The following is a 20,778-nucleotide window of genomic DNA, read 5'->3' on the forward strand; positions in this document are numbered from 1 at the left end:
TCGCCCGACAGCGCGCCGCAGGTCGCCGCCGCGGCGGTGGCTTCGCCTCCGCCGCCGGTCCCTGCCACCCCGCCGCCGAGCGACCGCACCGTGGGCAATGCCTTCCTCGCCAACCTCAGCGCCAACGAGCCGATCTACGCCGTCTACGGCCCGGGCACCAATGACGAGGCCCGCATCCAGCTCAGCTTCCGTTACCAGCTGTTCGGCAGTCGTGCGCGGGAAGGGGGCAAGTCGCTCGGCGACGGCCTCTACTTCGCTTATACCCAGCGCATGTTCTGGGATGTGGGCGCGAAGTCCTCGCCGTTCCGCAACATCGATTTCCAGCCCGAAGTGTTCTACGTCACGCCGCCCAAAGCGCTGTCGGACGCTGCAACGCTCAGCGCCCAGATCGGCGTGCGTCACGAATCCAACGGGCGCGACGGCGACTTTTCGCGCAGCCTCAACACCGTCTACATTGCGCCGATGGCCGCGTTCTCGCTCGGCGGCGACTTGCGCCTGACGGTGGCGCCGCGTGCGTGGTTCTACGCGGGCGACCTGTCGGACAACCCGGACATCCGCCGCTATCGCGGCAATACGGGCCTGTTCGTAGAGATTGGCGAGGAGAACGGGCTGCGCCTTTCCACTTCAAGCCGGTTTAACCTTGGCAGCGGCAAGGGCGCGATCTCGGCGGACCTGTCCTACCCGCTGCGGCGCCTGCTGGGAGGCGGGCCGGACTTCTACCTCTTCGCGCAGAGCTTTATCGGCTACGGCGAGAATCTGCTTGACTACAACAAGCGCGTCAGCCGCCTGCGCCTTGGCGTGGCATTGGTGCGGTGACCGCCAGGACGGTTCCCATTTTCGCGGCATGACCCACGCCATGCGAGTCAAAAATGGCGTCGAAAATTTCTTCACGCCTTGGCGTTAAAGCTTTTCTTTCGAAGGCATGATCGAAATGCCGTCCTGTGCAACGCGCTGAACCCAGCTTCCCCGCGCGCGCTCGGGGAAGCTGGCATATGGTTCATTGAACTGATTGTTCAGAGCGTTGCCGCCGGGTCAGAACTTGCCGCGCAGTGAGACGAGGAAATTACGTGGATCGCCGTAGAAATTGCCATAGCCTGGGCTGCCGATCGTCACGTAATAGGACTTGTCGAACAGGTTGTTGAGGTTGGCGCTGACCGAGAACTGTTCGCTCACGTCGTACTCTGCGCGCAGCGACCAGATGGCGTATCCGGGCAGCCTGAACTGGTACTGGTAATACGGACCGTCGTAGAGACCCGTGGCGGGGTTGAGTTCCTGCACATAACCCGAACGGAAGTTGCTGCTTTGCGCGGTCACGCCGCCGCCGATGCTCAGGCCCTTTAGTGCGCCTTCGCGGAATGCATAGTCCGTGAACACCTTGAGCAGGTGCCGGGGTGTGATCTCGGCGAAAGAGGCGTCGTTGTCACGCCGGTTCTCATTATCGTTGTAGGTATAGCCGACCGATACCTGCCAGCCGGGCAGCAGTTCCCCGTTCACTTCCGCCTCGAAGCCCTGGCTGCGCAGCGACCCATCGCGGATGTAGCAGCAGTTGTCGGTGGATCCGGCAGGCGGATTGCTGGGATCGGTGGCCGAAGCGCCCTGCTTGCGCACGCGATAGACCGCCAGCGATCCTGTCAACTTGCCGCCCGCGAACTCGCCCTTCACGCCCGCTTCGTAATTGGTGCCGCTGACAGGGCCCAGCGGTGTTCCGGGTCGCGGCGCCGACATCAGGTTGGCCTGCGACTGGTAGATTTCGGAGTAGCTGGCGTAGAGGCTGAGCGATTTCGTGACGTCGAGCACCGTTGCGACATACGGTACGAACTTGGTCTTCTGGTCGAGCAGCGACGTCACCGCGCCGGTCGAGATGTTGCGGTTCTCGGTGCGATCCTTAACCACCAGTCGTCCGCCGCCGATCAGCGACAGCGCGGCGATCGGGCGGATGCGCAGCGATCCGTAGAAGCCGAGACGTTCTATCGTCGTGCGCCCCTCGTAACCGCCGTCCGTCCAAACCGGCGGATAGGCCAGTTCGGGCGGATAGTCCGGATCGAACACATTGGCCGGCCCGTAATAGGTCCATAAGCTGCGATTGTTCGTCCTGTTGTTCGTGTAGTCCACCCCAAGGACAACGTCGTGCTTCTGGCCGAAGGCCTCGAAGCTGCCGGTCGTGTTGAAGTCGAGGGTGAGTTCCCGCACTGTCGATGCGGCCTGGTAGTACCACCAGTCGGCACCGGACTGATCGATCGGATCGACGGCGTTTTCCATTTCCGCCGCATTGGTACGGTCGTTGGAGCGGGTGTAGTTGGCGTTCAGCCGCATCGTCCACGCATTGCTGATCGTCTGCTCGATCCGGCCATAGGCCACGTCGATCGTGCGGTCGATCGTGCTCCAGGGAGCGCCCATGTTGGTGCTGCGCGCAAAGCCGATGTCCTCGCCGCTGCGATAGCGCGGCAGACTGACGTTAAACCCCTCGTGCTTGTCCATCTGGTGGGTGTAGCCTGCAACGAGCAGGGTTCCGGGTGCAGGATTATACTCGATGGAGCCGTGGGCGAGCCAGCGGTCATCCGTCTTAAAGTCCTGGAAGCTGTCGCTCATGTCGTAGACGCCGATGGCCCGCGCCCGCAAGTTGCCGTCGGCGGTCAGTGCGCCTGTGACATCACCCTCGATACGGGCGTGATCCCAACTGCCGAAGGTCATCGTGCCCCGAGCCTGCGTGTCGGCCAGCGCGCGCTTGCGGGTAAAGTTGATCACGCCGCCTGCCTCGCCAGCTCCGAAAAGCCCGTCTGCGCCACGGATCAGGGCGATGGAATCGAAGATCGCGGTGTCGAGGTCGCCGGTGGTCGTGGACGTCTGCGCGCTTGCGCCCCCATCCAGGCGGTAGTTCGTGATGGGCAGGCCACGAGAGGTGTAGGTGGAGGAGAGCCATGCGCGATCCACGGTCACGCCGGTCATCTGCTGCATCACGTCCTCGACGGTGAGAAGATTCTGATCCTCTATCCGCGCACGCGTCATGACCGTTACAGACTGCGGCGTCTCGCGTAGCGTCTGCAGCGCCTTGCCCACGTTTATGGCGCGCGGCGCGTACCGGCCACTGCCTTCGGTTATGGATGGGTCGCTATCGGGACGCTCGCCGGTGACGGTAATGTCACGGTCGCTTTGTGCGTCTTCGCGCTCGGCTTCGGTGGTTGGTGCATAAGATTGGGCGAAGGCGCTGCCCGGGCCGGCGATTGCCGTCAAGGATGCGGTTACCACATGCAGATTGCGCAGGAATGCCTTTCTCCGGATGGAGATACTTTGCCTCATTTCTTCCCCCTGAAAGCCTGGATCAATGGTTTGCAGCACGATCGCCGACCGCTGCCGTACGACTGCTGTTCGGCGGGCGCTTAGAATAATTGCTATCACGTCGCAATAGCATTTCTCTTCATGTCCAGCGGGTATGACAAAGTGTATGGGAGGCGTTCGGATAGTGGCTACCGGATCGCGGGCGTTCGCCAGAGCAGCGCGGTGGAAGAGGTGTAGATCAGCAGGAAAGCCACGTTCAGCACCGCGGCATAAAACCACGTGCCGACAGGAGCAGGCAGGACTGAACCGGCAGCCGCTATGAGTAGCGGCACGGCAGGATTGAAGATCAGGGCGCTCCAACGCGGGTAGGCGCTTTTGCCGGTGGCGATCGTCAGGCACAGCACGAGCATTCCGCAGCCCAGTGTCAGCACCGGAAGGAGCCATGCGATCAACAACATGTGATTGAACTCATCACCCAGCCCCAGAAGGGCGTCATGCGCTGCCGGGGGGACGATGGAGATTGTCTGGTACACGCGGCCGACATAGTAGAACCCGGCGTGCCCGAGCGGCGACCAGGCGTTGCCGCACATCAGCAGGATCAGCACAGTCAGCGAGAGCAGCCGTCCAGCAGGCCGCGCGCCTTGGTAGAGGTGCCAACTGCCGGCGAGATAGAGCGGGATCGCCAGGTTGTTGAGCAAGGCGCCCAGAGCCAGCCGGTACTCAGATAGCCCAAGCATCAGCGGCAGGGCGCCAAATGAGATGTGCGACGCGTATGTTTTCGACAGCAGAGGGTAGTCCGCAGGATCAGCCGTGCCGCCAACCAGCAAAATGTCGCCGATGGACCACAGGACCGCGCCGATCATTCCCGCGATCCTTGCCGCTCTGATAGCGGTGTTCATCATCATTGTTTCCTGATCTGGTTGTCACCGTATGAAGAATTCGACGGGCACAACCAATTCGATCGTGGCGCCCTTCACCTCCGGCGGAGGTGCCGGCAAAGGCTGGGCCCGCCGAGGCAGGGCAAGCGCTTCCTGATCGAGCGAGCGCACACCGCTACTGCGCTCAAGTTGAACCGACAGGACCCTGCCGTCCCGGTCTATCGCGAAACGGATGTATGGCACGCCCTGTTGCCGGCTGAAACGGGCCTCACGCGGATAGCGCTTGACCTTGTTGAGGGCGCCAAGGACCGAACCCTCCCAGGTCGGCCTCGCGTTTGATGGCGCCGCCGGGGCAGGGGCCGGCTGGCTGTCAGGCTGTGGCCGTGCCTTTGTCGGCGCCTCGGGCAGCGGTGCGGACGGGAGGGGCACGACCGGCCCCCTGTCCGCATCCGGAAGCATGACCAGGGGAGGCTCTATCTGCGGGCGATCGAGAACGGGTTTGTCGAACCGCTCGGGTTCTGGCTCTGCTTTTGCGGCTGTTTGGGGCTGGGGGGCCGGGGTAGGCGCGGGAGCCGCGACGTCATAGACCGTCAGTGAAGAAGGCTTTGGGGCGGCCGTATACGTTTGCCATGACAGGAAAAGTCCAGCCAGCCCGACAAGCGGAACAAGGCAGGCTCCCGCCATTCCGACCAAGCGCGATCGTATGTCGATCCGATAGCCGGAAGCCAATTCGACGGCCGACTGCAAGACGATCGCGTGACGCGTCGCTTCGCGGTCCGGCGGGATGGGACTGACGACGGCCAGATGCTTCATGCCACGTACTTCATGATGAATTGCTCCACAGGAGGGCATAGATAAGGGCCAGGGACGCCGACGTTGCTGTCAGCCATCCCAGTGTCCGTGCCGGACTGCGGCTGTGGAACGCGGCAAGGCAAAGCAGTGCAATTATGACCGGCCCGGCCATCAGGACGACGGTGACGGCATCGTTCGCTGCGCTTCTGCCATAGCTCGCTCCTTTCAACAGGGGCAGCTTTGTCGCTGGCCCGCGCCCGTTCGGTATCGGTCGTCAGAACTGCGCGCGCACGGACGCCACGAGGCTGCGGGGCGCGCCATAGTCGTGAACGTCCACGTCGGTGCGGTATACCTTGTCAAAGAGATTGTTGGCGTTGAGCGTCACCGCGACCCGCGGCGTGATCGCGTACCGAACCATTGCGTTGACCACGGCATAACTCCTTTGGGCGTAGCGATGGGCCCAAGCTTCATCCATCCACGGCGAATAGATGCGGCTTTGCCACGTCATACCGCCGCCAACGGTCAACTGGCTGAGCGACGCAGGCGTCCAACTGGTGAAGAGCTTGACCATGTGTTCGGGCATTTCACCATTCAGGCGCGCACCCGTGCTGTCTTTGCTGCGCACGCGGGTATAGCCACCCTGGACGCTCCATCCTTGGATCGGCTCGCCCGAGACTTCGACCTCCCAGCCCCGACCTTTGGTGTCGTCCATCGCGACGTAAGCCTGATCTCCGGTTGGCGTCAGATTCGTGCCGTCCTGCACGGCCAGGTTGTCTTTCCTGACCTGAAACACGGCGGCGCTCGCATTCAGGCGGCCGTCGAACCATTCGCCTTTGATGCCAGCCTCGATGTTCGAACCCTTTTCCGGATCGAGCAGACGGCCTTCAACATCGCGCGAGGACTGTGGATTGAAGATGCTTGTGTAGCTTGCATAGACGGACAGGTTGGGCGTTACGTCGAGGACGGCGCCCACATAGGGCGTGATCTCGCCGTTATACTTGCGATCCTCATAGGCCGCGCCTGTCTCGTCCAGATCGCGAGTGCGCCAGTTGCTCCAGCGCAGGCCGCCCAGGATGGACAGGGCCTCCGTCGCGCGCAGCCGTGTGGCGACATAGGCGCCGTATTGGCTGACTTTGGTGCCCCAGCCAAAGCCGTAGAGGGATGCCCAGTCGGGTTCGGGGAACTGGCGGTTCCAGGTATAGACGTTCACCGTACTGGCGAAGCTTCTGTACCAGTCGGGTGTGATCTCGTTGGTCCATGAGCCGTTGAAGCCGGCGACCAGTTCATGCCTGCGCCCGAACAGATAGTACGCGCCGTCCAGCTTCGCCCCTACGGAGTCCACCTTGTTGCGGATGCGATAGCTGCGCAGATGCAGCGCGGTGAAACCATCCGCGTCGGGCAGATCGGCCGCGAGGCCGAAATATTGCTGCGTCTTCACTTCGTTGTGGTTGTAGACCAGCTTGGCGCGCCAGTCCTCGTCGAAGCTGTGTTCGATCGTAGCCGTCACGCCGATGCGACGGTCGCGAAAGCGGCTCCATTCCGTCTGGGCGTTGTCGCGGCGGCCGAACGGCGTCGGATTGCCGTCCACGTCGGTCAGCGCATAGCCGGTGTAGGGGCCGGCGCCTCCCTTGCCGTTATTGCCGCCGAAATCGAACGAAAGACTGGCGAGCGTCCGGCTCGAAAGGTCGGCCTCGATGATCGCGTAGCCCACGTACTTGCGATAGTTGTAGCCTTCCTTCCAGCCGTCGCCGTCTTCGAACGAGCCCACCGCCCGCGCGCGGACCGTTCCCTGCGCGTTGAGAGGGCCGCCGAGATCAACCATGGCGTGAAGCTGGTCCCAGCGGCCATAGCTGCCCAGCGCGATGGCCTGCAGTGTATCGGTCGGCCGCTTGCGGGTGAGGGCGACTGTCGCGGAAGGGTCGCCGGCACCGGTCATCAGGCCCGTTGCACCACGCACGACAGTGATGGAATCGTAGACGTCGGTGTTGAGGGTGCCCAGGCCCTGCAGCGCAGCGTAACCAGCGATCGCCGAGGTCGGTATGGGCACGCCATCCAGCATGACACTGGTGACGGCATAGCCGCGCGAGTTCAGCCCGGCATAGCCGCCGACCGATGAGCCCGCAGGCTGGTAAAATATGCCCGGAGCCTGCGCGAGTGCATCACCCAGAGTGGTGATGTTTTGCTGGTCCAGCCGTTCGCGCGTGAGGATCGTGATCGACTGGGGCGTCTCGCGCAGGGTCAGGCCCAGTCCCGTCGCCGCGGCTATCGGACCGGCAGAAGTGTAGGAGCGGGAATGTTCCGTAAGCGCGGTACCGCTGACCGGACGATCATATCCGCCGGTTGCGGTCCCTTCACCGGCCACGCGGACCGGGCCCAACTGGATGGCGCCGTCGCCAGATTGCGGTGCGGCTTCCAGCGTGAAACTGTTAGCCCCCGTCTGGCGGAAAGTCAGGCCGGATCCGGCAAGCAATTTCGATAGGCCCTCGGCAATTCCAGACGATCCACGAAGGCCCTCAGACGTGCGACCATCCACTGTCGCTGCGTCGTAGCGGATTTGCGCGCCGCTTTGCTTCGCGAAGCCGTCTAGAGCGGTGGCAAGTGGTCCGGGGGCGACATCGTAGGCACCGTCAGGCTGCGCTATTGCCGCACTCGGTAAGGCAATTGCGCCTGTGATCAATCCCGTCGTGCCAAGGAGGAGCGAGGAAACGCCATGAGCCAGGAAAACCCTGCATGCGGCATGTCGGAATATGGTGTTCATCGCGAAGTTTGCCCCCTTCAACATTAACTCAACATCATCGCTATTGCGAATCGTTAGCGACATAAACTCAGGGGACGTCGCTTTTGTAAAGGCGTCATTCGGCATGAGGCCTTCGGCGCATATTAGATGCCATGCAGCAATATTGGGCCAATTGTCGCCTTTGAGCACCAGCCGCATCGCCGCTCCGGAATGTCGGGACGGATCATAGTTCCGCGTCAGCACTGCATCTGGATCAACGAACGGACTTCCGAATAACGCCCTTGCTAATGCGACTAACTCGCACTAGCGGGGTGCCGCGACGCAAAAGAATGAGGGAAACTATGCGCACCACCTTCACCGCTCTGGCGATCGTCATGGCCGGTCAGGCAGGACAGGCGATGGCACAGACCGCGCCGGATGCAGCGCCCGACAGCCGCGAGATCATTGTCACTGCAACCGGGCAATCATCGGCCACTTCGACGACAAAGACGAACACGCCGATCATCGAATCGCCGCAGTCCATTTCCATCGTCAGCCGCGAAGAAATGGATTTGCGCGCTTCACCGACGATTGCCGATGCGCTGGCCTATACCGCCGGCGTGCAATCCGAATCCTTCGGCATCGACAGCCGCGTGGATGAAGTTTCCGTTCGCGGCTTCGGGGCAGGGGGGTTCTCGTCCAACAACAACTTCGTCGACGGTCTGCGACTGCCTTCGGGCGGACAATGGACACGTCCGGGCTTCGATTCCTTCGCGCTCCAGCAGATCGAGGTGCTCAAGGGGCCGTCCGGTGCTCTTTACGGGCAGACGGCGCCAGGCGGGGTCGTCAACATTGTCAGCAAGCGCCCGACCGACACTTTCCAGGCGCAGTTCATGCTGCAGGGTATCGGCACCACCGATTTGTCGAACTGGAATTACCAGGCCGCGGCCGATATCTCGGGGCCGATCACCGGCACGCTGTCGGGCCGATTGGTGGGGCTTTCACGTTACGGCGATACGCAGGTGGACGGGGTGAAGATCGGCCGCCAGTACATCTCGCCAAGCCTGACCTGGAAGCCGGACGAGAACACTACCTGGACGCTCCTCGGGCAATACCAGCGTGATGATGGCGGATCGACCTTCCAGTTCCTGCCCATGACGGGCTCGCTCGTTCCCAGCAACGGCAAGTATATCGCCAATGATGCCAATCTGGGCGAGCCGGACTGGAACACTTTCGATCGCAACCAGTATCTTGCAGCCAGCTTCTTCGAGCATCGCTTCGGAGACAGCGGTCTGACGCTGCGTAACAATACGCGCTATACCCATATCGATACGCTGTACCGGGTCGTGGTGCTGTCGAACGATACCCTGCAAGCCTGCACCAGCGCCATCGCTGGATGCATTGCGGGGCAGACAATCGGCCGGCGGGCTGTGCAGGGCGTGGGCGAAAGCGATGGCATCGCCACCGACACGCAACTGCAGTACGAAATGACGACCGGACCAGTGAAGCATACCCTGCTTGGCGGCTTCGATTACTTCCACACTGAATGGGAACACTATCGCGATTCCGTGTCGCCCTCGCTGGTCCTGCCAATTCTGGATATCTTCGATCCGGTATCGCGCGGTTCGGAAGGCTTCGCGGCAAGCCTTTCGCCGGCAGTTTATACGGAAACAGTCAGCCGTCAGGCGGGCGTATATCTCCAGGACCAGATCGCCTTGGGCCGGCTGCGCGTGACCGTGGGTGGTCGCCAGGACTGGGCGCATGACAAGACCACCAACGTGATTACCGCTCGCACGTGGGTGAACAAGTCCGATGCCTTTACCTGGCGCGCCGGTGCAGTCTATCTGTTTGACAACGGCTTGGCGCCTTACGCCAGCTATGCAGAGTCCTTCCTGCCGCAGATCACCGATCCGGCGAACACGTTTGACGATCGCGGCTTCGTGCCGACGACGGGGCAGCAGTACGAGGCGGGACTGCGTTACCAGAGCGGCAAGAACATCTACCTCAGCCTTGGCGCTTACCAGATCACCCAGCAGAACATCGTGACCTCCGCGACGCTGGAAGACCTTCCGGCCGGAAGCGACGCTGCCGATCTCATCTGTGCGAGCGGCTCGACCTGCCAGATCCAGACTGGCGAGGGTCGCATTCGCGGCATCGAGTTCGAAGGCAAGGCCACGCTGCCATGGGGCATGGCGGTGATCGCCACGACCACCAAAAGCTGGAGCAAGATCACCGAGACCAATACCGTGGCACAGAAGGGCAACCGTCTCCCGCAGGTGCCCGAATGGATGGCATCGCTGTTCCTCGACCAGCGCATCACTGCCGGGCCGCTTAATGGCCTCGGCCTCGGCGGCGGCGTCCGCTATACCGGCAAGAGCTTCGGCGAGAATGCCAATGCGCTTGCAATTCCGGACTATGCGCTGTTCGACCTGTTCGTACGCTACGACTTCGGCAACGGCATGGTGGCTTCGGTCAATGCCCGCAACGTGGCCGACAAGCGCTATGTTGCCACCTGCACGGCGGTGTCGGCGTGCTATTATGGGCAGGGCCGCAGCGTCACCGCGCGACTGGATATGCGCTGGTGAACAGGCTGCGCACTCTGATCGCGGCGCTGGCCTTTGTCGGAGCCGCCCCGCTCTCCGCCGCCCCGTGGCAGCTTGATCGCTCCGACGTTGAGACGGTGACGGCGGCAGACGGCCATCCCTATCGCGTGATGATCGCCTGGCCTGAAGGAGAGCCACCCGCGTCCGGCTGGCCGGTGCTTTGGCTGCTCGATGGAGAGGACAACTTCGCCATCGCAGCTACCACTGCGCGCCGACTGGAGCGTGCGGGCGCGCGTTCGGGCATCGAGCCGGGCGTGATCGTGGCGATCGAAAGCGGCGGGCTGGCGCGCCGGGTACTGGATTATACCCCGCCCGCGCCCGGCTATGCGATCCCGCAAGGCATGCCCGCGCATGGTCTGGCCGTGGGCGGAGGGGATGCATTCCTTGACTTCATCGACCGTACTCTTCGCCCCCACATCGCCGGGCGCCTTCGCATTGATCCACGCCGCCAGACGCTGCTGGGGCACAGCTTCGGCGGGCTGCTGGCGCTCGATGCGATGTACGAGGGGCGGGCCTACTCGCGCATCGTCGCGGTGAGCCCGTCCCTTTGGTATGGCAACGGGATACTGGCAAAGGCGGAGGCGAAGACGGAGGCTAAGGCTGGTGCGAGGCTTCTGCTGGCAAGCGCGCCTGACGAGCGGACTGCAAGAGGCCCTTCCGGAACCGATGGAGCAGCGCTCGTCGAACGCTGGCGCAATCTCGGCCACGAGGCCCGCTACCTGCCGTTGCCTGGGCAAATCCACGGATCGACGATGATGGCGGCGATGACGGCCGCAATCTCGGCAGCCTTCGGGAAAGGTGAACAGTGAGCCTGTTCTGGATCGGTGCGCTGCTTGTCATGGCGGGATCGTTTCTGGTCTACCTGGCATCGCCGAACTGCTCGCCAACGGTTTCCGTCGCAGCGCGCCGTGCATCGGGTTGGGGCGGCGTAGCGACCATGCTGGCGGGGCAGTTCATGCTTCTGTGCTGGGCCGGACCGGCGACCGCGATCTTTATCGCTCTGACCTTCGCTTCGCTCGTATGGAGCGTGGTTCCGCTGCTCGCCCTGTGGCTGCGCATGCGGCGGGAGGCCGGGCGATGAGCGCGCCGCTGCTGACGAGCCGGGACTGGCTGGGCAAGGCCAGTGCCGGGCTGATCCTGGGCTTCGTGCTCGCGCTCGGCCTGAGCGGGCTGCTCGCATGGGCTATCGGGGTGAGCGACACCTTCTTCTCGACGAAGGGGCAACTGGCAATGTGGTCGATGTCACCGGTCTGGTGCCTGGTACTCAGCCTGTGCTTCCTGTTCCGTTCGGGCCTGCGGGCGTGGACCATGCTGGCGCTGGCCAGCGCGGTCGTCTGGGCCGGGGTCTACGCTACGGGGATGCTCGCATGAAAGTGCGCACCGATATCGTGCGGATGTACAAGGACATCCACGGGTGGGTCGGGATCATCTCGGGTCTGGCGCTGTTCGTCGCGTTCTATGCGGGTGCGATCACGATGTTCGAGGAGCCCCTTCAGCGCTGGGCCTCGCCGCCCAGCAGGCTGGCTGCGCCGGTGCCGCTTGAACGCACGCCCGAACTGATCCGCGCGGTGCTGGCAGAGCACCCGGAGGCCGGGCGGGGCTATCAGGTGAACCTGCAGACCGGCCGCGAGAACCCGGCGCGCGTCAGTTGGCAGATGGCCGACCGGGGCGCCGACGAACACGGGGCGCGGCGCACGTTTTATGCGGCGCTCGATACCGATGGAAGGCTGCAGGTGGAGGAGCGCGGGCCTTCGCCGGTAGCGCAGTTCGTCGATGTGCTGCACCAGCAGGTGGGGCTGATGCTGGACCATGAGATCGCCATGCCCATCATGGGCGCGATCGCGCTGCTTTATGCGATCGCGCTGGTTTCGGGCGTGATCGTGCTGCTGCCCAGTCTCGTGAAGGATCTGTTCGCGCTGCGCAGCGGGAAGAACGTCAAGCGCATGTGGCTGGACGTGCACAACCTGCTGGGTGTGTTCAGCCTGCCGTTTCATATCGTTATGGCGCTGACCGCCGTGGTCTTCGCCTTTCACGATCAGTTCTACGATGCGCAGGAGGCCAGCTTCGCCTACACGGAAGAGCGTCCTGCTGTGGCGGCGGCTGGTCGCATGATCCCGGCCGAGCCGGCGTCGCCGGCCGCGGTGGTGGCAAGCCTTTCGCGTGAGGTGCCTGGTTTCGTTCCAGTGGCGCTCGCCTATGGTAAAGGGCGCGACAGTGCGCCGTCGCTGCGGGCGATGGGGCGGGATGCGCGCTATGGTCTGCGCGGACCGACCTACACCGTCGCGGCGCTCGATCCCGCCTCCGGCACAGTCAAGGATACCGACTATCTCGGCGGTCGGCAGGACGGATGGGGTTCGACTGTCACCAGCTTTTTCGCGCTGCACTTCGGCAGCTTCGGGGGCGTCGGCGTGCGCTGGGCCTATTTCCTGCTCGGTCTTGGCGGTGCTTTCCTGTTCTATACGGGCAACCTCTTGTGGGTGGAAAGTCGGCGCCGGCGAGAGCGCAAGGTGGGAACAGTTAAGCAGACCCGATCAACGCGCGTGCTTGGCGCGCTGACCGTTGGCGTGCCGCTGGGCTGCATGGCGGGGATCTCGGTGACGGTGGCGGCAGCCAAGCCGCTTGGCGCCGGCGCGACCGAGGGGATGCACAGCCTGATCTATCACGCAGTCTTCGCAGGCTTCGTATTCTGGGGCTTGCTGCGTGGAAGCGCGCGCGGCGCACTGGAGCTTCTGCCTGCCGCCGCATTGGCAATGGCGTGCATCCCCTTGGCAACGATGCTTTTCATATCTGCGCATCCGGCCGAAGTCATCCTGGTCGATTTGGTGGCTGGCGCTTCGGCGATGGGCCTGATGGCCGCCTGGACTGGAACGCGCCGCCGGGTCTGCGCAGGGCCGAGAGACAGCGTATGGAGCGACCGAAAGGCGGCAGCACGAAAGGGACTGTCTTAGACACAGACGGCCAAGGCGCATTGATGGCCTATTCCAACCGCGCATTGCACCGCCGGCCTGGCACTAGCAGGCGCTTCTTGCTATCCTGAGGGGCGAGCGCAAGGCACTGCGCAGTCCTGCGGATGTCGGTGAGGTCGTCATCTGCGACAGCGGTACGGCGTATCTGGGGGATGGCAAACGCGTTTTGCTGTTATGGCTGACCTCGCGGGCGGTGCAGTGATTTTCGGTGAGTAGCCTGAACCCTCGCCGATAGAGATCATTTGCCATTTTCCTCCTTCGCGGAGGGCAACATCCACAGTTGATCTGGAAAGGGCGCGGGCAGATTTGCTTGCGCCCTTTTTGTTCGTTGAATGTTCTTTCGAATCGCGTAGCTTCGCGGCGAAGGAGAATCGCGATGAAGTTCGATGGTGGATGCCAGTGCGGCGCCGTGCGTTACTGCGTGGAAGGAGAACCGCAGCATGTATCGTTCTGCCATTGCACGGACTGCCAGAAATCGTCAGGCGCCCCGACCGTGGCGTGGGCAGCATTCGCTGCCGACGATTTCGTCGTTACCGCAGGACAGGCTTCGTCCTATTCCTCCAACGGCGATGCGATCCGCCATTTCTGCCCGACTTGCGGGTCGGGGCTCTATTATATCAACGAAGCGGTGCTGCCCGGGCTTGTCGACATTCAGGTGGCGACCCTGGACACGCCGGATGCCCTTCAACCGCAAGCCCATATCCAGACCGCAGAGCGCATCGGCTGGATGGCGCAGGCAACGGGTCTTCCGGAATTTGAACGCTATCCGGGATAATGGCCCGGATGATGAGTTTTACAGCTCAGTCTGGCGATCGGGGCTTTGCCATGCGGGCCTGAGTGACTAGGCATCTGTTATCCGACTTCGAGAGTGCCCGATATGTATCAGATCCCGGAAGACCGTCCCGTGTATCGCCTCCTGACAGGTAAGGACGATCGTGCCTTCTGCGAACGAGTATCGGAAGCCTTGGCGCAGGGCTGGCGCTTGTACGGCTCCCCATCCTTGTCATGGGATACGGCAGAGAATTGCATGAAGGCTGCGCAGGCAGTCGTTTGGCATGAGGCAGACGTCGTAAAGTAACGATCAGCGGTCTGCTTCGCCTTTCGGGGCATCGTGACGGTTTGCCAGGCGGGCTGGATCGGAGGAGGCAGAGGCTTCTACAGCCGTTTCGATGTGGGCCTGCGCCGGGGCTGAAGGCAGGGCGAGCGGGATTGCGGCAAGAGGAGTCGCGGCCAAGGCAAGAACTCCGATGCCTGCAAAACTCGACCTCATCGAATCATATCTCCTGGAGAAGTGGTTCCTGACAAACAACTGAAGCTTCAACGGGTTCCCTGAAGAACTCACCGTGATTGAGGCACGGTCCGAAGGCTTTCGCCTTGCCTGGGGGGCGAGCATCGCGATGCTCGTGCTACCCCGAGGCTTAACTTGCGGAGAACGACATGGCCTTCAAGACGGTCGCCTCTTTGACCGCCGTGGCTTTCCTTGCCGCGCCGGTCGTTGCGCAGGACATTGTGCCTATCATTTCGCCGGGTCAGGCCGCGGAAGGCGTGTTCAACCGTTCGCGGATGGAAGAGCAGGCCCGCCGCCAGCGCAAGGATCTGGCTCAGTCCACGCCAAGCGAGGCTTCGTCGGACACGGCCCGTCCGGCACCGGGCACTCCGGAATTCCAGAAGCAGGCTTGCGACAACCGCCCGATCTATCGCCGCCAGTACGGCGAAGATCACCCGCAAGTTCAGAAGCTTGAGGAAATGTGCAAGGCCTCGGGCTACTGAGTCATTCGGCAGCTTCGATCATCGCTTCGGCCTCGGCAGCCTGTCGAGCCCACATCTCGGCGTAGAGCCCGTCAAGCCGCAGCAGTTCCGAATGCGTCCCACTTTCCGCCAGCTGCCCTTCGTTGAGCACGAGAATCCGATCTGCATCCGCGATCGTCGAAAGTCGGTGGGCGATGGACAGTGACGTGCGATGTTCTACCACGCGATGCAAGGTTGCAAGGATGTCCTGCTCCGTCCGCGTGTCCAGCGCACTGGTAGCTTCGTCGAGGATCAGGATAGGCGGATTCTTGACGAGCGTTCGGGCAATCGCCACGCGCTGCTTCTCCCCGCCTGAAAGCTTGAGGCCCCGTTCGCCGACTTCGGTTTCAAAGCCCTGTGGCAGCCGATCGATGAGGTTCATGAGAGCCGCCCCCCGCGCTGCGGTTTCGATCTCGTTGGCCAGCGCGCCGTCCCGGCCGTAGCCGATATTGTAGCCGATGGTGTCGTTGAATAGCACCGAATCCTGCGGCACGATCCCGATCGCGGCGCGCAGGCTGGATTGCGTGACCTGCTTGATGTCCTGCCCGTCGATCAGGATTCGGCCTGAAAGCGGATCGTAGAAGCGATAGAGCAACCGCGCGATGGTTGACTTGCCCGCACCGGAAGGGCCGACGATGGCGAACGCCTGCCCGGCGGGAACTTCGAACGACAGGCCATGCAGGATCGTGCGGTCCGGTTCATATCCGAACACGACATCGTCGAACACGATGGAGGGGCTGCGGATGATCAGGGCAGGAGCACCGGGCGCATCGGGTACTTCAACCTGAGTATCGAGCAGGCGGAACATCTCGGCCATGTCGATCAGCCCTTGCCGGATCGTGCGATAGACCATGCCAAGCATGTCGAGGGGCCGGAATAGCTGGGTCAGATAGGTCTGAACGAAAACCAGCTGGCCTGCCGTATAATGACCCCGCCACCAGCCGTATACCGTCCAGGCCAGCGCGCCGGCCATTAGCAGGTTTACCACCACGCCTTGCGCAATGTTTAGCAGACCAAGCGAATTTTCGCTTTTCACTGCTGCAACGGCATAAGCGCGTGTCGCCTGCGCGTAGCGTTCCTCCTCGCGCTTTTCGGCGGAAAAGTACTTCACTGTCTCGTAGTTCAACAGCGAATCGACCGCACGGGCCAGTGCTTGTCCATCGAGGCGGTTCATCTGCTCGCGCAGCTTGGTGCGCCATTCGGTGATGACGCGCGTGACCCAGATGTATGCGGCAATCGCAAGCGCGGTAGCGGCAACGAGGCCGGGGCCGAAGTTGATCCAGAAGATCACCGCCACCACGAGCAATTGCAGCACGGTGGGTGCGATGTTGAACAGCATGAAATAGAGCATCGTATCGATGCTCTTGGTCCCGCGCTCGATTGTCTTGGTCACCTCACCCGTGCGCCGGGCCAGATGGAAACGCAAAGAGAGCCGGTGCAGCTGGCCGAATACGTTTTCCGCCAGCTGTCGGGTCGCGTCCTGCCCCACCTTCTCGAATACGATGTTGCGCAAGTTGTCGAAACCGGTCTGCGCCAGGCGTCCGGCCGAATAGCCAAGAACCGTCAGCATCGCCAGCTGGACGAGCTTGGGACCTGTCGCGCCCATCAGGTCGACCGCCCACTTCATCAGGTATGGCAGGACCAGCTGGGTCGCCGTGGACAGGAGGATGAACACGCAGGCCCACACGATTCGCCAGCGCAACGCCGGATTATCGCGTGGCCAAAGGTAAGGCAGGAAGCGCAGGAGCGTGCGCCAGCCATCATGGCGGGCATTGGAATCGCGGACGGCGGTATCGGGAGGCATCGGCGCTATTTAGGGCTTCAGTCGCGTGAAACAATCCGGCACGCGCGAAGGCCGGCCCGGCGTTTGCCGGTCAACGGGCTTCGATCAGGTCGAACGACACTTTTCGCTTCGTGAAATCAATGGCCACCCGCTTGAATGCGCGCAATTCGCGCATTCCCAGAAAGACGGCTGGCTTGCGATCGAGTTTGAGTTCGGCAAATGCGGGCGCGTCGGCATAAGCGATGACGATATTGGCGATACCGATGCCGCCCAGTTCCAGTTTGTCGGCGACGACGAGGTCGACGGGCAGTTCCTGACCCGTCACGCTGGAGACAGAAGATTTGAACATGGCCACGCGGCGCTTTGCGGTAAGCGCTCGCTGGAGGGCACGGTTGCCGATGCTGCCGCTTGCCCCGGTATCGATCACGACGTCTGTGCGGACTCCGTCAATGAGCGCATTGGTAAGGATGAGGCGCCCTGAGCGCTGCTTCGCTTTGACCACGATTTCGAACCCGCGTGTCCCGCCGGTCTGGGACGCGTCGCCAATGGCGATCGTGTTCCGGCTGAAGTCGAGGAGAATGCGCTGATGCTGTAAGCTGTCAGTGCCTACGATCCCGTCGGCGCCCATGTTCGTGCGCTCCAGCAGCGGCACGGTGAGGTCGTAAAGGGAGCGTGGGCCTACCGTCAGGGATTCGATTTGCGCGGTGGCCGTGTCGCGCGCTCCCGCTATGCCGACGATACGCACGGTTGGCCCCGGCGTAAGGCCAAGCGTCGATGCAAGCGCTGTCGAGATGACGGTGCGCTGCGATCCGGTGTCGATCAGGAACCGATAAGGCCCTAGGCCGTGCACCGCGACCTGCACCGTCATGCGCAAGTGTGCGTCGGCGTCGCCCTGTACCATATCAACTTGTGCCGCTTCGGGCGCTTCGGTCGTCTGGGCGAGCGGCGGCGGCCCAGAGCCCAGGATGACGGGATTGGCGATCAGCATCGCCATGGCCATGCTTGTGCCCGACATGACATCCTCCGCGCGGAGTCTTTTCGCTCCGCATCTGTTTCAGGCGCTCAACATATCATGATCGGGCGCGCGGGGCACGTGAAACCCTTTAGGCGCGCTGCTTGGGCATCCGCTTGCTGATCATCGCCAATACGTGCCGAGCCATGCTGATGATGTCGGCTCGTGCAGGGTGGCGAAATGCCAGAATTGCAACAGCCCAGGCCATGACGGATGTGGAGCCGGCGACCGCCAGCCCATAAATATCGAGCGTGGCGGGAGACCTCCAGATAAAGACTGCGTAAAGCGCGGGAGCGGCCGTGGCGATAGCCACAAGCAAACTCGCAGCGTAGACCTTCAAGGCCACGCGCCACCGGAAGCCTACCAGTCTCTGCAGCCAGAAGGCGTAAAGGAGAAACCACCCCGCGCCATACGCCACGCGCGACGCTGCCGCTGCTTCGACGCCGAACGCTGCGCCCAGCGTCAGTGTGCCGACGGACAGGGCCGTATCGGCAAGGTTGAACCAGAGCAGCATTCTGAGGCGGCCCAGCAGGATCGGCAGGTCCATATGCAGTGGTAGTGCCACGAAGCAGCACTCCGCCAGCGCGACAAAGGCGAGCAGGGGAGCTGCGCCCGCCCAGCCCGGGCCATAGAGGAGAAGGATTACCGGCTCACTGAGCACCGCGAGCAGCGCCATGGCGGGCCATACGATGGCTCCGTGCGCGGCAACCACCCTTTCGTAGTAAGGGCCCAGTTCCTTACCCTCGTCACGCAATCGTGCGAAGGTGGGGTAATATATCGAACTGACGGCGCCGGCGACGAGGTAATGCAGTTGTGCTGCCAGAGCCACCCCGCGGCTGAACAGCCCCGCTGCCGCCATGCCCTGCATGCGTCCGACGATAAGATCGGGCGTTCGCATGCCGATGCCTCCGGAAAGGTATAGTAACGCGCTGCCCGATCCGAATCCGATGATCTCTCGGGCCCGCTCCCATCGGACCTGCATGCTGGGCGCGGTCGGGATCAGCATTTGCGCGGTCAGGGCTCGTGCGGCAGCTTGCGCGATCATGGCCCAAGCCAGCGATTCAGCTGAAAAGCCCAGAGCGGCAAGGGTCAGCGCGCATACGCTGTTCGTGACCGAACCGGTCGCGTTGACGGCGAACGTCGCCTTGAAGTCGAGCCGCCGCGATAGCAATGCGACAGGCACGATGCTCCAGGGGTTGAGCAGATAGGACGCTGCGATCAGTCCCAGTATCGGGAAGAGCCTTCGTTCGCCGTAGAAGTGTGCCACGGGCCAGGCGATCGCCAGGATCAGGGCGGCCAGAAGAAACGAAAACACCGCTGCGATTACCGTACAATGACGGACCGTGTCCTCGTCCGCAGTCGGATGCCTCCCGATGTAGCGGGTAAGCCCGAAATCCTGGATCACCGAGAGAATCATCGCAGCGGCCAGCGCAACCGAGAAGAGGCCTATCTCTTCCGGTTTGAGAAAGAAGCGCGAGACGATGACGGACGTTGCGAATTGCAGTCCAAATTGAATGTACTGGCTTGCAGCCGCCCACAGCGCAGCGGCTTTGATGCTGCCCGACCCTCGGCCCGAATCTGGGACAGTGCCGGCATGCGGTTGGGCTTCGGTGTCGTTTGGCATGACGGGTGTCAGGGCGAAGTCGAAGTTGTCAGCGTCGCTGCAAGGCGCAGCGCACGACCCGGCTCGCCGAAGCGCACCAGTCGTGCAACCGTGCGCCACATGCCGCTGCGCCGGCCACCGTCGCGCAAGTGCCTGATAAGAAGGTCAAAGCCCTCGCCCCGCAAGGCGCTTGCGGAATATAACAGACTGAGCACCACCTGTTCGCGCACTTTCCGCGCAATTCCCGGGCGTTGAAACAGGTGGTCCAGCTCCTCGATCGAAGGCAGCCGGTCTAGATCGGCTGTGGGGTCGGCACGCCCTGCCTTGCGTTCGCGCCAGGCGGCTTGAGCCACGGCAGTCCCGATCTGTTGCTCCGTCGCGTGTCGAGACGATACTTGCGTCGAATAACGACGATAGCGAAGCAAGCGCTCAGGAATATTGCCAAGCCGGGTAACGCTCGACAGTCGCAGCCACAGGTCAAAATCCTCGCAATGCTGGAATGCTGCATGATAACGTCCGACGGATTCAACCACTGCCTTGCGATACATTGCTGCAGGATGGCAGATGAGCTGGCCGCCGCATTCGATGGCGGTCAGCAGCTCTTCGTGCGTTTCGGGATGGTCCGGTCCCGTGCGAAACAGCTTGTCGCCGTTTTCGTCGATGTCCTCGCTCCAACTTCCCACAACGCCGTAGTCGGGGTGGCCCGCCAGAAATCCGATTTGCTTGCCGAAGCGGTCGGGACGGCAGATGTCGTCGGCATCCATGCGTGCGATGATCGGGGCACGGGAAAGTTCTATCATCTCGTTCAGGCTGGCGATCAGCCCGCGATTCTCTCGAAGGATCGGGCGGATGCGGGAATCGGCTTCAGCGTATCGCCGGATGATGCGCGTTGACCCGTCCCAGGATCCGTCATCAAGGATGAAGAATTCGAAATCCGCGAAATCCTGAGCCAGCACGCTCTCTATTGCAGGCGCAAGAAAGCGTTCGCCGTTGAAGACGCTCATCACCACGCTGATGGCCGGGGTCGGCATGAAGGTATCGAATTCCTCAAAAAAGGCGCGCTGGTCTGCGCGTGCCGTTGCCGTCTGCCTTATCCCTGCCGTGGTAAACAAACGGTTCGGCTTGTTAAGCCGTAAAAGCGGATCGGCGGTACTGCCTGCAGGGCTGGGCTCTGATGGCACGGAGCGGCCGCGGGCCGCATTTTGCGTTGCGGGCCATTTGAGTGTGGCTGTTGAAAAGTTTTTTGAATTTATTGTTTGACCGAATCGCGGGTGGGTCTTAGAGGCCGCTTCACCGCAGCGAAGCACGCTTCTGCAGCGGTCGCCATTCACTGACGGGCACCATGCTCTCCGAGGTTAAAG

Annotated in this window: 17 protein-coding genes; 9 read left to right on the forward strand and 8 right to left on the reverse strand. The window is 62.6% G+C overall.

All coding sequences use genetic code 11. The features are described 5' to 3' along the window. Positions 1-816: phospholipase A (locus A8V01_RS22260; protein ID WP_211295114.1), on the forward strand; the 816-nt coding region annotated here is incomplete at its 5' end. Between the two features lie 216 nt (positions 817-1,032). On the opposite strand, the gene A8V01_RS22265 is transcribed toward A8V01_RS22260, so the two are convergent. The 4 genes from A8V01_RS22265 to A8V01_RS22280 all read right to left on the reverse strand — a co-directional run bounded on the left by A8V01_RS22265 (position 1,033) and on the right by A8V01_RS22280 (position 7,881). Then, a complete protein-coding gene (locus tag A8V01_RS22265; RefSeq protein WP_103098466.1) occupies positions 1,033-3,297 on the reverse strand; it encodes a TonB-dependent siderophore receptor in 2,265 nt (754 codons plus the stop codon). Between the two features lie 167 nt (positions 3,298-3,464). After that, positions 3,465-4,181 (reverse strand): DUF6796 family protein, encoded by a 717-nt coding sequence (locus A8V01_RS22270; RefSeq protein WP_103098467.1) that lies wholly within the window; start codon positions 4,179-4,181, stop codon positions 3,465-3,467. 18 nt (positions 4,182-4,199) lie between these two features. Continuing rightward, complete coding sequence (locus A8V01_RS22275; protein WP_211295115.1) at positions 4,200-4,967, reverse strand: energy transducer TonB family protein; 768 nt, start codon at positions 4,965-4,967, stop codon at positions 4,200-4,202. A gap of 253 nt (positions 4,968-5,220) precedes the next feature. Further along, positions 5,221-7,881: a TonB-dependent siderophore receptor gene (locus A8V01_RS22280; protein ID WP_103098468.1), complete on the reverse strand. Its 2,661-nt coding sequence runs from the start codon at positions 7,879-7,881 to the stop codon at positions 5,221-5,223. Between the two features lie 143 nt (positions 7,882-8,024). Between A8V01_RS22280 and A8V01_RS22285 the strand changes: the two genes are divergently transcribed. From A8V01_RS22285 to A8V01_RS22320, 8 genes are all read left to right on the forward strand, one after another. Continuing rightward, the gene (locus tag A8V01_RS22285; RefSeq protein ID WP_245892773.1) at positions 8,025-10,247 is read left to right on the forward strand and encodes a TonB-dependent siderophore receptor; all 2,223 of its coding nucleotides are present in this window, start codon (positions 8,025-8,027) and stop codon (positions 10,245-10,247) included. Next, positions 10,244-11,074 carry an alpha/beta hydrolase gene (locus A8V01_RS22290; RefSeq protein WP_103098470.1) on the forward strand — a complete coding sequence of 277 codons (831 nt, stop codon included), beginning with the start codon at positions 10,244-10,246 and terminating at the stop codon, positions 11,072-11,074. The genes A8V01_RS22285 and A8V01_RS22290 overlap by 4 nt, the downstream gene beginning before the upstream one ends. Then, the gene (locus A8V01_RS22295) at positions 11,071-11,346 is read left to right on the forward strand and encodes a hypothetical protein (protein WP_103098471.1); all 276 of its coding nucleotides are present in this window, start codon (positions 11,071-11,073) and stop codon (positions 11,344-11,346) included. Before A8V01_RS22290 ends, A8V01_RS22295 begins: the two co-directional genes overlap by 4 nt. Next, on the forward strand, positions 11,313-11,636 hold the full coding sequence (locus tag A8V01_RS22300) for a hypothetical protein (protein ID WP_245892774.1): 324 nt from the start codon (positions 11,313-11,315) through the stop codon (positions 11,634-11,636). Before A8V01_RS22295 ends, A8V01_RS22300 begins: the two co-directional genes overlap by 34 nt. After that, a complete protein-coding gene (locus A8V01_RS22305) occupies positions 11,633-13,213 on the forward strand; it encodes a PepSY-associated TM helix domain-containing protein (protein ID WP_103098473.1) in 1,581 nt (526 codons plus the stop codon). Before A8V01_RS22300 ends, A8V01_RS22305 begins: the two co-directional genes overlap by 4 nt. Before the next feature lie 394 nt (positions 13,214-13,607). Further along, positions 13,608-14,006 (forward strand): GFA family protein, encoded by a 399-nt coding sequence (locus A8V01_RS22310; protein ID WP_103098474.1) that lies wholly within the window; start codon positions 13,608-13,610, stop codon positions 14,004-14,006. A gap of 102 nt (positions 14,007-14,108) precedes the next feature. Continuing rightward, entirely contained in the window at positions 14,109-14,309 is a 201-nt protein-coding gene (locus A8V01_RS22315; RefSeq protein ID WP_103098475.1) for a DUF1737 domain-containing protein, read from the forward strand. Positions 14,310-14,668: 359 nt separating this feature from the next. Beyond that, positions 14,669-15,001: a hypothetical protein gene (locus A8V01_RS22320; protein WP_103098476.1), complete on the forward strand. Its 333-nt coding sequence runs from the start codon at positions 14,669-14,671 to the stop codon at positions 14,999-15,001. A 1-nt stretch (position 15,002) separates the two neighbouring features. Here the strand turns inward: A8V01_RS22320 and A8V01_RS22325 are convergent, their stop codons facing one another. The 4 genes from A8V01_RS22325 to A8V01_RS22340 all read right to left on the reverse strand — a co-directional run bounded on the left by A8V01_RS22325 (position 15,003) and on the right by A8V01_RS22340 (position 20,748). Continuing rightward, positions 15,003-16,823 (reverse strand): ABCB family ABC transporter ATP-binding protein/permease, encoded by a 1,821-nt coding sequence (locus tag A8V01_RS22325; RefSeq protein WP_103098477.1) that lies wholly within the window; start codon positions 16,821-16,823, stop codon positions 15,003-15,005. Positions 16,824-16,893: 70 nt separating this feature from the next. Then, a complete protein-coding gene (locus tag A8V01_RS22330; protein WP_103098478.1) occupies positions 16,894-17,817 on the reverse strand; it encodes a retroviral-like aspartic protease family protein in 924 nt (307 codons plus the stop codon). A gap of 88 nt (positions 17,818-17,905) precedes the next feature. Further along, entirely contained in the window at positions 17,906-19,438 is a 1,533-nt protein-coding gene (locus A8V01_RS22335) for an oligosaccharide flippase family protein (RefSeq protein WP_103098479.1), read from the reverse strand. An 8-nt stretch (positions 19,439-19,446) separates the two neighbouring features. Next, positions 19,447-20,748 carry a glycosyltransferase family 2 protein gene (locus A8V01_RS22340; protein WP_245892775.1) on the reverse strand — a complete coding sequence of 434 codons (1,302 nt, stop codon included), beginning with the start codon at positions 20,746-20,748 and terminating at the stop codon, positions 19,447-19,449. Positions 20,749-20,778 lie beyond the last annotated feature (30 nt).

The sequence above is a fragment of the Novosphingobium guangzhouense genome (genome assembly GCF_002896965.1).
GTDB lineage: Bacteria > Pseudomonadota > Alphaproteobacteria > Sphingomonadales > Sphingomonadaceae > Novosphingobium > Novosphingobium guangzhouense.